Annotated in this window: 11 protein-coding genes and 6 pseudogenes; 9 read left to right on the forward strand and 8 right to left on the reverse strand. The window is 55.8% G+C overall.

Annotated features, from left to right (window positions below):
- Window positions 1-128: 128 nt before the first annotated feature.
- Entirely contained in the window at window positions 129-701 is a 573-nt protein-coding gene (locus tag NO347_RS09225; RefSeq protein WP_425492366.1) for a PAS domain-containing protein, read from the forward strand.
- On the opposite strand, the gene tnpA is transcribed toward NO347_RS09225, so the two are convergent.
- Window positions 698-1,096: an IS200/IS605 family transposase gene (tnpA, locus tag NO347_RS09230; protein ID WP_256289320.1), complete on the reverse strand. Its 399-nt coding sequence runs from the start codon at window positions 1,094-1,096 to the stop codon at window positions 698-700. The two genes, NO347_RS09225 and tnpA, sit on opposite strands and share 4 nt — an antisense overlap.
- Before the next feature lie 96 nt (window positions 1,097-1,192).
- On the opposite strand from tnpA, the gene NO347_RS09235 reads away from it, so the two are divergent.
- A complete protein-coding gene (locus NO347_RS09235; protein WP_256289321.1) occupies window positions 1,193-1,336 on the forward strand; it encodes a hypothetical protein in 144 nt (47 codons plus the stop codon).
- Window positions 1,333-2,610: a transposase gene (locus NO347_RS09240; RefSeq protein WP_256289322.1), complete on the forward strand. Its 1,278-nt coding sequence runs from the start codon at window positions 1,333-1,335 to the stop codon at window positions 2,608-2,610. Before NO347_RS09235 ends, NO347_RS09240 begins: the two co-directional genes overlap by 4 nt.
- A 259-nt stretch (window positions 2,611-2,869) precedes the next feature.
- Here the strand turns inward: NO347_RS09240 and NO347_RS09245 are convergent, their stop codons facing one another.
- Window positions 2,870-3,100, reverse strand: coding sequence for a hypothetical protein (locus NO347_RS09245; RefSeq protein WP_256289323.1), 231 nt, complete (start codon window positions 3,098-3,100; stop codon window positions 2,870-2,872).
- Between the two features lie 404 nt (window positions 3,101-3,504).
- Here NO347_RS09245 and NO347_RS09250 point away from each other — a divergent pair, with 404 nt between their 5' ends.
- Together NO347_RS09250 and NO347_RS17465 are read left to right on the forward strand one after the other, a co-directional pair.
- Window positions 3,505-4,359 carry a ZIP family metal transporter gene (locus NO347_RS09250; RefSeq protein ID WP_256289324.1) on the forward strand — a complete coding sequence of 285 codons (855 nt, stop codon included), beginning with the start codon at window positions 3,505-3,507 and terminating at the stop codon, window positions 4,357-4,359.
- A gap of 84 nt (window positions 4,360-4,443) precedes the next feature.
- Window positions 4,444-4,581 (forward strand): annotated as a pseudogene (locus NO347_RS17465) (DUF8158 family protein); the annotation flags it as partial.
- Here NO347_RS17465 and NO347_RS09255 read toward each other — a convergent pair.
- From NO347_RS09255 to NO347_RS09265, 3 genes and pseudogenes are all read right to left on the reverse strand, one after another.
- Entirely contained in the window at window positions 4,578-5,114 is a 537-nt protein-coding gene (locus NO347_RS09255; protein WP_256289325.1) for a hypothetical protein, read from the reverse strand. The pseudogene NO347_RS17465 and the gene NO347_RS09255 sit on opposite strands and share 4 nt — an antisense overlap.
- Before the next feature lie 601 nt (window positions 5,115-5,715).
- Window positions 5,716-6,000: a cupin domain-containing protein gene (locus tag NO347_RS17365; protein ID WP_425492370.1), complete on the reverse strand. Its 285-nt coding sequence runs from the start codon at window positions 5,998-6,000 to the stop codon at window positions 5,716-5,718.
- 113 nt (window positions 6,001-6,113) lie between these two features.
- Window positions 6,114-6,206, reverse strand: a pseudogene (locus tag NO347_RS09265) (IS5/IS1182 family transposase); the annotation flags it as partial.
- Between the two features lie 274 nt (window positions 6,207-6,480).
- On the opposite strand from NO347_RS09265, the pseudogene NO347_RS09270 reads away from it, so the two are divergent.
- The 3 genes and pseudogenes from NO347_RS09270 to NO347_RS09280 form a co-directional block, all read left to right on the forward strand.
- Window positions 6,481-6,825: pseudogene (locus NO347_RS09270) on the forward strand (transposase); the annotation flags it as partial.
- 773 nt (window positions 6,826-7,598) lie between these two features.
- Window positions 7,599-9,065: an orc1/cdc6 family replication initiation protein gene (locus NO347_RS09275; protein WP_425492367.1), complete on the forward strand. Its 1,467-nt coding sequence runs from the start codon at window positions 7,599-7,601 to the stop codon at window positions 9,063-9,065.
- A 358-nt stretch (window positions 9,066-9,423) separates the two neighbouring features.
- Window positions 9,424-9,617: pseudogene (locus tag NO347_RS09280) on the forward strand (transcriptional regulator TrmB); the annotation flags it as partial.
- A 47-nt stretch (window positions 9,618-9,664) separates the two neighbouring features.
- Here the strand turns inward: NO347_RS09280 and NO347_RS09285 are convergent.
- Complete coding sequence (locus tag NO347_RS09285; protein ID WP_256289327.1) at window positions 9,665-10,942, reverse strand: RNA-guided endonuclease InsQ/TnpB family protein; 1,278 nt, start codon at window positions 10,940-10,942, stop codon at window positions 9,665-9,667.
- Window positions 10,943-11,080: 138 nt separating this feature from the next.
- Between NO347_RS09285 and NO347_RS09290 the strand changes: the two are divergent.
- Window positions 11,081-11,525, forward strand: a pseudogene (locus tag NO347_RS09290) (transcriptional regulator TrmB); the annotation flags it as partial.
- 37 nt (window positions 11,526-11,562) lie between these two features.
- On the opposite strand, the pseudogene NO347_RS09295 reads toward NO347_RS09290, so the two are convergent.
- Window positions 11,563-11,838, reverse strand: a pseudogene (locus tag NO347_RS09295) (PIN domain-containing protein); the annotation flags it as partial.
- Window positions 11,839-11,912: 74 nt separating this feature from the next.
- Window positions 11,913-12,935, reverse strand: a complete 1,023-nt coding sequence (locus NO347_RS09300; protein WP_256289328.1) for an alpha/beta fold hydrolase — start codon at window positions 12,933-12,935, stop codon at window positions 11,913-11,915.
- Window positions 12,936-13,398 lie beyond the last annotated feature (463 nt).

Consider the following 13,398-nt stretch of genomic DNA (forward strand, 5'->3'; position numbering starts at 1 on the left):
CGAACCACAGCGTGACAGTCCACCGATAGAACGGGTCTGCCCGGTCCGCGCCGGTGTGTGCACTGCTCAGATCCGATGTCGTTTGACGCCCCCATCATCACTTATCAAACGGCCAATAGTAATATAAGGTGTATTTGATTAGGGTCCGGTATGACGCTCACTTCGCCGCCGGGCGTTCTCCTCGATTACACTCGGGACAAGGTCGTCCTCCTGACGCCGAGGGGGACTACACGTACGTGAACGCGGCGGCGAAGCACATTCTCGGATTCGATCCGACTGAACTCGTCGGGACGAACGCGTTCGAGTACGTGCATTCGGAGGACATCACGCACGTCCGGACCGCGTTCGAACAGACCATCACGGCCGACTCCTTCACCGAAACCGCCGTCCGCTACCGTCACCGTACGGACGACGGTGCGTACGTCTGGCTGGCGAGTCGGATGTCGAACGTCACCGATCAGGCTATCGACGGCTACGTCGTGAGCTCGCGGGATATCTCCGATCGCGTCGCGGCCGAGCGCGAGCGGTGGGAAGTCACGGAACGGTTCCACGAACTCGCCTCGGCGACCGACGACGTTCTCTGGATGTTCGACCAGGGGTGGACGGAAGTACTGTTCGTCAACCCTGCGTTTGAGGCCGTCTACAGAGAAAGCAAGGCAAGTGCCTCGGGGCTTGACCCCGAGGGTGAAGCCGACACTTAGACGTGTTCTGTTCGTTCGATGTACCTTTCAATCGTCTCAGTTGAGACGGTTCCCGCAGTTCCGATGTAGTACGACCCTTCCCAGAACCCACCGCCCCACAGATACTCCTCCAAGAACGACTCGTGCTGTTCCCACATCTTCCGGGCCGTGACGCTCTTGACCGTCCGAACAATCTCGCTCGGTGCGTGCTTCGGGTGAGCAGAGAGGAACAGATGCACGTGGTCTGGTGAGATGTGTAACGACAGTATCTCGTAGCCGTACTCGTCGCACACGTCCCGGAAACTCGCGTCCAACGAGTCTTCGATTGGTTCGAGAATCGCGTGGCGGTACTTCGGACACCACACGAAGTGGTAGTTGACGTTGTATACCGTGTGGTTCGACCGCTTCTCACCCATACATACCAATACAACGACTAATTAGAAGTATTCTTTGAGGAGACTCATAGACGACCAGCAGTATACTTTTAAGCGTGGAAGAATAAGGGGGTTGACGTGACGAAGCAACTCAAGGTATCCGATGCCGTGTACGACAACCTTGACGAACTCAAGGACGAGGAGGGGCACACGAGTTTCGACAGCGTACTCCGCACGCTCCTCCTCCACTACCATCACGTCCAACCCAACGACCAAGAATGACCACCGAACAGGCTCTCGTCAAGACGGTGGATTTCCAACTCGACATCCAGAGTGACAACGAGAGCCTGCTGTACGACGCCACCCTCGAAGCACGCTCGGTATACAACGAAACCATCCGCCTTGCCAAGCAAGGCGTGGACTGGGACGCCATTCCCGACCGCGTGGCCGACGACGCTGACCTCGTGAAGAACACGACACAGCGCGTCGTTGCCAAAGCACTCGGTGCGATGGAGAACTACTACGAGTACAACGACTTCAACCAACCGAGTCACACCAAAAACGGAACGTACCCGCTTCGTGCGAACTACGAGGAGGGGTACAACCTGTCGCCCACCGACGACGGTGACGTAGCGTTCCGCATCAGCGCGAAACCCTACAACCACGTCAAGGGCGTCCTCAAAGGAAGTGACGCCCACCTTGACCTCCTCAAGACCGCGCTCAAGAGCGACGAGTGGAAGACCACAACGTCCGAGACGCTGTGGTGTGACGGTGAGCCGGAACTCCACGTCAACATCCGCAATACCGAGCAGACTGTTCGAGACAAGCAGGACTCGCGGACGGTCGTCGGTGTGGACGTGAACGAGGACAACGTGGCTCTCTCCGCACTCTCTGAGGGTGGCGTCGAGGACACGTTGGTTATCGACTTTCCCGAAATCAAATTCGAGCGCCACCGCTATTTCACGATGCGGAAGCGTGTGCAGAACGCGGGGAAAGAGAGCATCCACGACACGTTGGAAGGACGTGAGGAACGGTTCGTCCGTGACAGACTTCACAAGGTGAGTCGTCACATCGTGGAGTGGAGCCGTCAGTTCGAGAAGCCGTGCATCGTCTTTGAAGACCTCAAAGAGATGCGCGACAGCATCGACTACGGTACGCGGATGAATCGACGCTTGCACCACCTCCCGTTCCGCGCCCTCCAATACTACACGTCGTACAAGGCGTCGTTCGAGAGCATTCCGACTGGATGGATTGACCCGTACAAGACGAGTCAACGGTGTCCGATGTGCGGGCACGCCGAGCGAGCGAACCGGAACAAGAAGCGGTTCAAATGCCGGTCGTGTTCCCATCAAGACCACAGCGACCGAGGTGCAAGCGTCAACATCGCCGTGAAAGGCATCAAGAAGCATCAGGACTGGAATGTGCCTGCTCTCAACAGTCTTCCCGTTGTTCGGAAGGTGCGACGGCGGGCATCGGGGGCCGTGGACGCCCCGACCGTGACCCACCCGACCGTTCGAGGCTATCAGGCCGATGGTCGGATGGGAGTGTCCGACTAAACCACGGGAAGCCTCGGGGCTTGACCCCGAGGCGGTTCACAGATGCCATAGCGAACACTCTCGCGCCGATTCATCCGCGTCCCGTAGTCGATACTGTCGTGCATCCCTTGAGGTTTTCAAAGACTATGCACGGCTTCGCGAATTGTTGGCCTTGAAGAATTTGAGCACTGAATAGACGGTCCCACGAGTTTCGACGCCGCATCATCGGTCCGCTCAACGCGAGTACGGCTGCTCCCACACGCCAGCCAGACCCAGACCATTACCAGCGTGGCGGAATCCGGAGTTCCTCACCAACCTCGTATAGGTAGCCCTTCAGGAGCAGCTGCTCGATAATGTCACTCGCGTCGGCACGCTCGAAGCCCTGCTCTAGGAGGTGCGTGATCGCTGTCTCATATGCGAGAGATTCGGTATCTGCGGCATCGACATACGCCTCAAGATTGTCAAGGACCTCTTGTTCAACTGGCGCAATCGGTCGCCGTGAGTTCCGCATTACCGGGAACTACGAATTGCTCATAGTAGGCTGTTCGGGTCGATGTTGATACTGTCGGACAGAACGATGTGAAAATTATCAGCACCCCGTGGGTGCCAACATGATTCACGAACTTCTGTCCGACAGTATGACTCCACTTGCAGGTAACAAAGAACTACAGTATTTGATGTGAGAATAAATAGGTGAAATTAGAGTCTCATAGAAGACTTGTCGCGTTGTTAATTTCACGGACCTACAGCTGAATCAGCCATAAGAATCTGGTTGCGAACTAAGCGATCAACAGCGATCCAAATAGCGGATCTGTTCAAACCGCTTGACGCGCACCGTGTGAGACCAGCGATAACGCAGATTCCGGTCGCATCTAGTGTATACTTATAAAAATCTACATCACGCAGAGATAGCCGATGGCATTTGAGATCACGGAGATGTTTGTCCGAGTTATCGGGATGTCCCCAGTGATACAGGCACTCGCTGGGGGCGTTATCATCGCTCTAATGAATCTCTTCGGTGCATCTCTCGTGCTCGTCTGGCGAAATCCATCCGAGCGGGCCCTCAACGGTATGCTTGGATTCGCAGCAGGCGTAATGCTCGCAGCGGCCTTTACCAGCCTCATAATCCCCGGTATCGAGGAGTATTCCGGGGGAAATCCGGTCCCGACACTCATCGGCGTGGGGATTGGCGCATTGTTTCTCGACCGGGCGGACGCACTGGTTCCCCACGCGCACTACCTTCTGACTGGCAACCGTCGAGCGGACGCAGCGGGACCGAGTGAGATGCTTCCGGTCACCGACGAGCGGTTGGAAGGAGTAATCCTGTTCATTTTAGCCATCACGCTACACAATATGCCCGAAGGGTTAGCTGTTGGAGTCGGGTTCGGCGCAGCCGGGAGAGATCCAGCACAGCTCGGGAGCGCACTGTCGTTGATGCTTGCGATCGGTCTCCAAAACATCCCCGAGGGGTTGGCTGTGTCTGTGGCGGCGGTAAACGCCGGCCTCAACCGTCGGTTGTATGCTGTAATCGCCGGCATCCGGTCCGGAGCCGTCGAGATCCCATTAGCAGTGCTGGGGGCTGTCGCCGTGGCGACAATCGAGCCGCTGCTGCCATACGCTATGGGATTCGCCGCAGGTGCAATGTTGTTTGTAATTTCCGACGAAATCATCCCCGAAACACACAGAAGTGGTTACGAACGCGTGGCCACGCTCGGGCTTATGGCAGGCGCCATCATTATGCTGTACTTAGATATCTCATTAGCTGGATAGCCCTGTCGGTGATCGATAGGTGATTGACATCCTCCCCGCCTGAAGGGCGAGGTTTTAGCTTGAAACTTCCATAACGACGCTCTCTACGACGTTCGTGAACGAACCAAGAATCCCGAGCACGCATCAGTTGACGAGGTAGCCGAACTCATCCTCGAATGCGCACAGCATCCCCGGACGGAGCACCGGGACGCGCATCTCGACGAGATGATTGTTTCACCTTAGGCGAGGTCGCTTACCTCTGTCTCGCCAAGATACCCGTTCTCACGCAACCACCCCCAAGCGCGATCTTTGTGGTCGTCGGCAATCCGTTCAATCTCCGTCGTGCTGTTTCCGCCGCGGATCTCCGATTTGAGAGCGGCGAACAGTGACTCACAAATCGTTTCCATTTCGTTTTTCGCCCGTCGATACTCGTCTTCTTCCTCTTTGTCGCCAACTGAATATCCCATCACTCCTGCATCTTGGAAATACTCGAGAATCTGTCGAGCAGTCTGTTCGTAGTGGTCTGCGACGCGTGCCCAGTCCGCTGTCCGATTCAGACAGCGCTCACGATAGTTCTCGTCGGTGGCGACTTTGCGTGCGAAGTTCCGGACGTAGTTCTCGTTGTCCTCGTCGAAGTAGAACCACCGGTTAACAAACCAATCGTCGTCTTTCCCTACCGAGACTATCGTCGTCGCCCCGACTGGGCCACCCGAATCGAATTCAATCAGAATATGGATGTCCTCGATTCGATAGTCATCGATTGTCGCACGAGCCATATCAGAAAGTCAACTGGGAGTTTGATAACCGTTCCTGAGTGTGTCATAGAGTATACCGCATAGCTTGAATTTCCCACGGCAGGGATTGTCACCGCGCTCAAAATTGGAGCTCGCGACGACAGACCCGACGTCTACCACAAGCGGTCGGCTATCCCACCCCCTCCCCCGGGGACGTCCGCAATTCTCTGCAAAAATGGATTAGAGCCGAAGCGGGGTAGCTAACAGAGTATTTAAATAGATATTGTTATAGAAATCATCGTCGATTTAAACGGCTCTATGCACTACTTAATACTATTAATAGAAAAACTTATTATATAGCTTGCTAGGCAATCGCTGGTAGTGATGCTAGAGCGGCGAGATATCCGGAAATCAATCCAGTGGCCGGACTACCCCCTCACCCTGGTTCCACGAATAATTGCGGACGACTCCGGGGGCCCGGATGAGGTTTCCGTTCTCCGCTAAAAAGATAGAACAGAATATGTGACCTATATGTTGACAATTCCGGACAAGGTGGGGGGTGGTTCGGACAAAGAAGACATTGCGGACACGGGGGTTTTATCTCACGATCCCACATCCGAATCGCTCGTGAGAGTCTGCCTGCTTAGTTAGCATCGTCAGGCATCCTGTATTGGCCGAAATCATCGACGGTGCCGAGTGGGGGGGCACCACACATAATCCACGTCTGCTCCTCCGTGTCGGTGTCGTTCCGAACACTGCGGATGGCATCGGGCCCGATACGAACGACACCGCCTGGCGAAACCTCGTGACGGTTGCCATCGATTTCCACAACCCCACCGTCGAGAGCAAGATACACTTCCTCTTGCTGTTCGTGGGTGTGTGGCGCCGTGGTCTCACCGGGCGCAAGGGTCACTGTATTAAGACGCATCTCGCTACAGCCAAGCGGTTCGGTGAGTTTCCGGTGACAGTTTCCCGACTCAGGAAACTGCTCCTGTTCAATCTCTTCCAATTCTGCCGTGTTGAATAGATGCTGAGTCACGGTTAGAGTGGCTCACAGAGCGGTTCTATGTTGGAGATGGCGAACATCAGGACGATTTCACGGAACTGTCGATACCAGCCGAGCGCTCGCACGGCATAAGTGGTCAGCGCTATGTTTGTGCTTTCAGAGCGCGTAAGGGAACGTAATGACGACAGGTCGTCGGATAGAAGTGGTGAGGAAACTGTCGGGAGAGCAACTTGATACGGCTATTAATGATGCCCAGAAGGCGGACGAGACAGAGTGGTCTGCATAAGTTCTGAACTAGTCGGGAGAGACGACGAGAGCCACGACGATCTCAACGGGGTCACCCGATTTCTCTGTGTCGTGGGCAGCGTCCATCAGCGGGTTCAACAGTTCCGCTGATCACTCGACGGTGATCGCTTCTTCTCTCGATTTACCGAGTACGTCACGGCTGAACACGCGAAACATTTCATTTTGGCATTATGCGAAGAATTCGAAGATGACTTGATCGTCGTGCTGGACGGAGCGCCGTATTTTCAGGCGTCGGCCGTCACGGACCTGGCGGCCCGTGACGACCTCGCCTTCGTGACGTTACCCTCGTATTCACCGGAGTTGAATCCGGTCGAAGAATGCTGGAGACAGCTGCAAACGGCTCTTAGCAACCGTTTCTTTGACTCGCTCAGCGAGCTAACAACAGCGATTGACACCGCTCTCGACAAACTCTCTGTCCCCAAAGTGAGCAATTACTTCTAATGCCTACTATAGGAGAGACGAAATTACACCCCGAAAATATGACTGAATTAGCCAGCACCGAGGTCATCGTTCTGGTCGTTGGTTACTTGGTGGAGATTGGTTATAACCACGAGTTCTGAAGGACACGAAAGCAGATCACACACCTCTATCGATGTGTTTTGAGTCAGTTCACTGCTATCCAAGAAGGCCAGCCCATCGAGAGCACAGACACCCCTCTATCGATGTGTTCCATAGGATAGCGTGAGGCGTCTGATTGGAAGAACACCGATGACGATGTGGTCGAATGGAAGTAAACCCCGGTTCACCCGCTCAGTTTACCGTTTAGTGGAATTTCCCGATTACCGAGCAAGCGATAGGTAAAAACTCGATAGGAGAAGACTAAGCCAACACATCGAACACATCGATAGAGGTGTGTGTGAGTGTGTTCTAGAAAACTAGAAGAGAACAAATAGAAATTAGCTCTTTCTATGAGATACGATTCAGGGATCTAATCAGGTTCAGGCGCGAAATCAGGGAAAGAGATCGCCATTCTGATGATTGACCACAGAGCTTCTCTCGAGTAACCCCCCTCCCTACCGAAACGACGAACACATCGATAGAGGGGTGTGTCTCTGGATCGACCGAATTACATAACACTTCGTCGGGCGTCTGGGGATTCGATCGGCAGCTCACGGTGGAATTTTAGAATTTGAGCAGATGGACAATCTGACGCGTATGATCACACTTCGATAAGGGTGAGAATCTTTTTGTAACTTGGCTGTATGGCCTCCCATATGGGAACTGACGACTCCGAGCATTCTCGGGATGATTCGAGAATACCGGAGGATGAGACTACCACGAACACCGATATCGGTTCTGAACTTACTGAACCGGAACTCTCGACGGATCAACTGGATTCCACGCTCCCCGAGGATACCTCGGCTTCCACGTCGTCTTCTGAGGAGTCGACGCAGTCGATTGAGGATATGCTGCTGGAATTCGACGACCAGGAGGGGCTCATTCGTGACCGATCGCTTCTGGATCCGAACTACGTCGTTGAAGAGGACCGTATCGTCGGTCGGGACGACCAACTGCAGGAAGTAACCAAAATGCTTCGTGTCGCCCTCGGTGATAACCGACCGCCGAATCTCTTCCTGTACGGTCCCTCGGGAACGGGCAAATCACTCATTACGAAGGCCGTCTGTAACAACATCAGCCGCATCTGTGACTCGCGCGACATCCGGTTCGGGACCATCGAAGTCAACTGCCAGGATCTCGATACCCTCGGAGTTGCAGTGTATGAACTCGTCCAGCAGGCTGCAGACGAGGCCCAGGTCGATATCCAGGTCCCGAAACACGGCGTCGCAACCAAAGAAAAGTGGGATGAACTCTACCGAATCGTCAACGAGAATTTCGATTCGGTGGTGTTCGTACTCGACGAACTAGATATGCTCGTGGGACGCCGAGACAAACAAGAACCGGCGTTTTCGCGACTCCTGTATCAACTCTCCCGCGCGGGCGCGAACAACGAATTGAGTGCCCACGTCTCCGTCGTTGCTATCTCGAACGACACGAAAATGATGGATGCCGTTGGCAGCCGCGCCGTCAGTTCGTTTACGCCAGAGGACGTCCATTTCGACGACTACGATGCGAATCAGCTGCAGTCGATTCTTCGTCGGCGAGAGGACGCATTCTACGAAGACGTCGTAGATGCTGACGTAATTCCGCTCGCAGCAGCCTTTGCCGCTCAGACACACGGTGATGCACGGAAAGCAATCGATTTGATCCGCGTTGCTGGCGAACTCGCCGAACGAGAGGGTGACGCACGCGTTCGTGAAGAGCACGTACGATCCGCACAGGCAAAAGTGGAAAAGAACCGCGTTCTCGAAGTCGTTCGCGGCATCAGCACTCAAAAGAAGTTATGCCTCTATGCGACAGCAGCTGTCGCCGCACAATCTGATAATAGTTCAGCTCGGAGTACGACTGGGTATCGAGTTTATCAGTTTCTCACGGAGGCAATCGATGCCGATCAGTATCACCAAGAAACCTATGTGAACAAAATGAAAGAACTGACCACGTATTCTCTCGTGGACTTCGAGCGGCGAAGCCACGGCCCTAGTTCCGGGATGTTTCTGGAGTTTCAGTTCGCTGAGCAACCAGACACGATTCTGGAAACGCTTCGCGAGGACTCTCGACTTGAGATGGTCTCTGAAGACGAGGTCAACTCTGTCGTCAACGCACAGATTAGAAACCAGACGTAGCCGAACAGAGCAATTGTACGGAAGACATCCCACACCGGACACCCCTCTATCGATGTGTACAGCCTGTCTGGTAGCAAATCCCAATTGATAGTCGGTTTATTTCACTCAGCGAATGTGTCTTGTCCGAGCTATGTTCCTGACACCCCTCTATCGATATGTATGCCGTGCTTAGACCGTCTGAAATGCAGTATTTTGAGGGGCGACTTGGTGATGGTAGGGCTTCTCAATCTCGTGTTGTAACAGTATCAGCAGATGCTTCCGTTTCGAGTACACCCCTCTATCGATGTGTTCGAGAGAATATTGTCCGCATACACCCCTCTATCGAAGTGTACATCTTAGATCTGGAGCTCCTATTGTCGAGAGGAACTCCGTCGAACTCTATCAGGACCTCGTCCGCCAGCAGTCCACATCGATTTCTCCGAGCTGCTGACCGGCAAGACACTCAAGGTGCTGTACTACCTCGACCGGCCGCGAACCGTCTCTGAGATCGCCAACCCGAGCGACAACTACCGCAACACGGTTAACCGCGTCCTCAAGCGATTTCGTGACCGTAAATCGCCTCGGAGTCAAGCCCCGAGGCTTTCGCGTGGACTCCCATTCTATGCCTCGGTAGAGGCAGGGGGTACGTACTCCCCACTCACGTTCAACATCCCGCGATTCAAGCGCACATCTACGGGTGCGCCTCCGTCGTTTGCGTTTTGCCGACGACGGAGATACTGCAAGCCGATATTCTTGGACGCGTTGTAGTCCGCGTGGTTCTCATACCCACACTTCTGACACTCGAACGACTCCCCGTTACGGTTATCGTCGTGGGTAAACCCACACGTCGAGCAACGCTTCGACGTGTTGCGCGGGTCAACCTGTACGACTTCAACACCGTGTTCTTTGGCTTTGTATTCGACGTACTTGGAGAGGCGTCGAAAGGCCCAGACGTGTTGCCACGTCGCCTCGGGGATGTTCTCCCGAATATGGGTCAAGTCCTCGAACACGATATGAGAACAGTCGTGTTCGACGGCCTCCTCGATGAGTTCGTTTGCCACCGAGTGTAGGAATATCTCGAACCGCCCGTACTCTTTCTGCCCAACACTCTCGATGTTCTCGTGGGCGTAGCGAGAGCCACACTGTTGAAGCGACCCGCGACGCTTTTCGTACTCTCGTCGCCAGTGGTTGAACTCGTCTGCCGACCAGAATCGTCCCGTCGAAGCGACGGCGAGGTTGTTGACGCCTAAATCCACACCAAGGACTGTTCTGTGCTTGGACTCGGATTCAGACGCTTCCTCGTCGGGTTCGACTTTCCGCATTGAGGCGTGGAGATACCAGTCACCGTCACGGTACTGCAAGTGCGCCATCCGAAACTCGAAGTCCTCGTCAGAGACGTACTTCGTCGGCGGTGTCTCCGAGTCGTCGGGGAGGATGTAATCGCACTCAACGCGCCCGTCTACAGTCGAGAGGGAAACGTGGTCACGGTGGAACGTCGCACTCCGCTTGTCGTAGACTGCGCTATCGGCAGAAAAGTACGGTTGCGACGTGTTCTCGCCACGTTTAAGACGCGAGACCCCGCTTTTGACGGCTTCAACAGCCCTGCGAATCCCTTTCTGGACGAGGTTGGCGGTGAGGTCGGTTTCGTCGCGGAGTCGGTCGTAGAGAGCGCGTTCGGCTTTCGCTTTCGAGGTGACGTGGTATCCGTCGTCGTCACCAGAAACGCGAGATGTTTCTGGTTGGCAGCCAGATTCCTCTGGAATCTGGCGACGCCCGTGCCAGCACCACTCGCTTGCGGTGTTGGCGCAGTGTTTGAACTGCTCGACAGTCTCTCGAAGAGAGGCGTCGGCTCCTTTGGGAGTGTCGAGTTTGATGACGGCGGTACGACGGTATTCCACTGTGCTTTCACATATACGGCAGGTGTTACTTATACGTTGGGGGAGTCGGCCTGCCGTCGTCGCGTGGTTTGTGTCATCGGTTGTCGGCTTCCTCCCCGACCTCAAGGGTCGGGGCATCCGCCTTGTACCGCCTGTGAACTCGTCGGGACGGACGACGGCCACTACGAGTTCAACGCCGATTTCGACCGCCTCCACGAGTTCGCCCGGGAACTCACATACCATCTGCATCGCCAACGCTTCGAAGCCGTTGCCCCGAAGGGTACGATTCTCTGGGAGGACTACGACGAATTCCTCGCCCAGACCGAGACGGAGATCGACGCGGAGGCGTTCCACGAAACCGGCCTCGCTCGGTTCGCGGTCTTCGACCTCCAGTTCCTGCTTACCGGCCACCGCTACTACGTCTACTCCGAGGACCTCGACTGTCTCGCCGGCGGAGCTCTGCTGTCACACGCCGCTGATCGACGACGGCAGCCGCCACCAGTCGTACTGTCTCCTCCTGCTCAGTCACGTTGACGTCGACCGGCTCCCGGACTGGGACGAGTTCCAGGAGCTGGCGGCTGATTACGAGGTGCGACCGTCCTGAGACCGAACATCGTCACCAGCCGTGCCGTCTGCCAGCGTCAGTTCGGATGGTAGAGAGTCGTTACTGTATCGAGTCGAGAGACATCCTCGACAGCGTCAAAATCGTCGTCAAACGCATACAGGTGGCCGAGCCCCTCGGTTTGCAGATACGCGACAATGCAGGCATCGACGAAGGAGAGCGGTTCGTGTTGGCGAAAGAGGGCCTTCCCTGTCGCGAGGGCGTCGGTGGTGAGTGAGTCGATGTGGAAGCGGGCGTTTTCTTCGATTCGATCGAGGAGATCCACGGCTGCGTCGTGGCCAGCGTGGGTACAGAGGTCGTGCGCAGCAGTCGAGATCGATAATTCGATTGGCTGAAAACGGCCACCACACGCCGGAAACGCAGTTGGGCCTACTGTCGGGTAGTCGTCGAATCCACCTGCTCGATTGTCGACTCAACGAACGATTGTAGCGCTCTTTGGACGCGGTCGGCATCCGGACCGACACCCGCGAGGTGATCGGCATCGACGCGGACGAACTCGACGTCTGGCAGCGCTTCGACCACAAACTCGGCGTGAGAAATCGGGACGGCCGCGTCGAACTCCCCGTGAAAAACCAAGACCGGACATTCAATTGTCTTGTAGTCGACAACGGGGAGCTCGCGACACCAGCGTTCGTCGTTAAGCGTCCCGTCGATGCGGGCACTGGCGGGGAAGATGGTCGGGACGAAATCGAGGTCTCTCCTGTGTTGTGCAGGGTATGTCAGGATGTATTCGACGTAGGTTTCGAGGTCTTTGCCCTCCAGCGTCGAGAACTCGGCGTGCATATTCTCGATGAATCGATCGGGCATAAACCGGTGGAGGAAGGCGAGCAGACCGGAGCGAATGTCAAGTACCGGCGTCGAGGTGAGCAACGGGTCAAGGATCGGGTTTCCCGTGTCGTACATTCGGTCGTCGATCTCCGTTGTGATTGCCGATCCCAAGACCAGCCCCGCGACCCGCTCGGGATAATCAGCGGCGAGTTGGAGGGCGACCGGGCCCCCACAGGAGATCCCGACGACGATCGGGCGTTCCACGTCGATGGCGTCAAGGAGCGCCACGAGGAGGGCGGCCTGGTCCTCAAAGGACCGGTGGTCGTCAAGCGGCGTCCGGAGAAAGCCTGGCCGGGAGGGTGCGATGACTTCAGCATTGTCTCCAAATACCCCGTCCAAGAGGAGTCCCTGGTCGTAGCCGCCCGGTGCTCCGTGAAGTACCAGAACGGGGTACCCCGAACCCCGCCGGGCGACCTCGACGACACCCCGATCTGTTTCGACGAGTTCACTCCCGGCCGATAGCTCCGCGAGTCGGCCCCGTTTCCAGCGCCAGAACGCACCGCCCGCCGCGCAGAGGAGCAAGCCCGCACCGATTTTAATCGACCGTCTCAAGTTTCGGCGCATACGTGTCAATACGATTGCACAGGTATTGGTTCTGAGAGTTTCAACAAAGCCAGGAATCGATATGTGACGGGCGTCCGTACACAGAATGATGCCGGCGCAGGACAGCAGTGATCACGCGATCTCGTGCTGTCTTGCGCCTTTCTCTGGTCATCGACCTACGAAAGCGGCATCTGTTTGTAGTTGCTTCAGAAGCGCGCTCCTCCCCTCCCTACTCACTCGCTTTGCTCGTTCCTTGAGGAAGAGGACCCGCGTACCTACAGTGGACGTGCCGGTCGAGTTCCTCTTGCCACGTCCGGTAGCCCGCCACCCGGATTGCCTCGGGGGACTATCGCCCAATGAGGACGAGGCAATCGGAGCCGTCGAGAAGGCACGCGACGTCGGCTATGACAAACTGCCCGTCAACGCGATGTTCGCAGGTACACCAACGAGATCAGATCAACCGACGATCAGTTCGCGCGGGAGG

Origin of the sequence: Halobellus inordinatus (assembly GCF_024464655.1) — an archaeon.
GTDB lineage: Archaea > Halobacteriota > Halobacteria > Halobacteriales > Haloferacaceae > Haloquadratum > Haloquadratum inordinatus.

What these genes read in the sequence shown, in the direction of transcription:
- tnpA (WP_256289320.1), bottom strand. Translation starts at nt 1,096, where the DNA reads ATGGGTGAGAAGCGGTCGAACCACACGGTATACAACGTCAACTACCAC.
- NO347_RS09240 (WP_256289322.1), top strand. Translation starts at nt 1,333, where the DNA reads ATGACCACCGAACAGGCTCTCGTCAAGACGGTGGATTTCCAACTCGAC.
- NO347_RS09245 (WP_256289323.1), bottom strand. Translation starts at nt 3,100, where the DNA reads ATGCGGAACTCACGGCGACCGATTGCGCCAGTTGAACAAGAGGTCCTT.
- NO347_RS09250 (WP_256289324.1), top strand. Translation starts at nt 3,505, where the DNA reads ATGGCATTTGAGATCACGGAGATGTTTGTCCGAGTTATCGGGATGTCC.
- NO347_RS09255 (WP_256289325.1), bottom strand. Translation starts at nt 5,114, where the DNA reads ATGGCTCGTGCGACAATCGATGACTATCGAATCGAGGACATCCATATT.
- NO347_RS17365 (WP_425492370.1), bottom strand. Translation starts at nt 6,000, where the DNA reads ATGCGTCTTAATACAGTGACCCTTGCGCCCGGTGAGACCACGGCGCCA.
- NO347_RS09275 (WP_425492367.1), top strand. Translation starts at nt 7,599, where the DNA reads ATGGGAACTGACGACTCCGAGCATTCTCGGGATGATTCGAGAATACCG.
- NO347_RS09300 (WP_256289328.1), bottom strand. Translation starts at nt 12,935, where the DNA reads ATGCGCCGAAACTTGAGACGGTCGATTAAAATCGGTGCGGGCTTGCTC.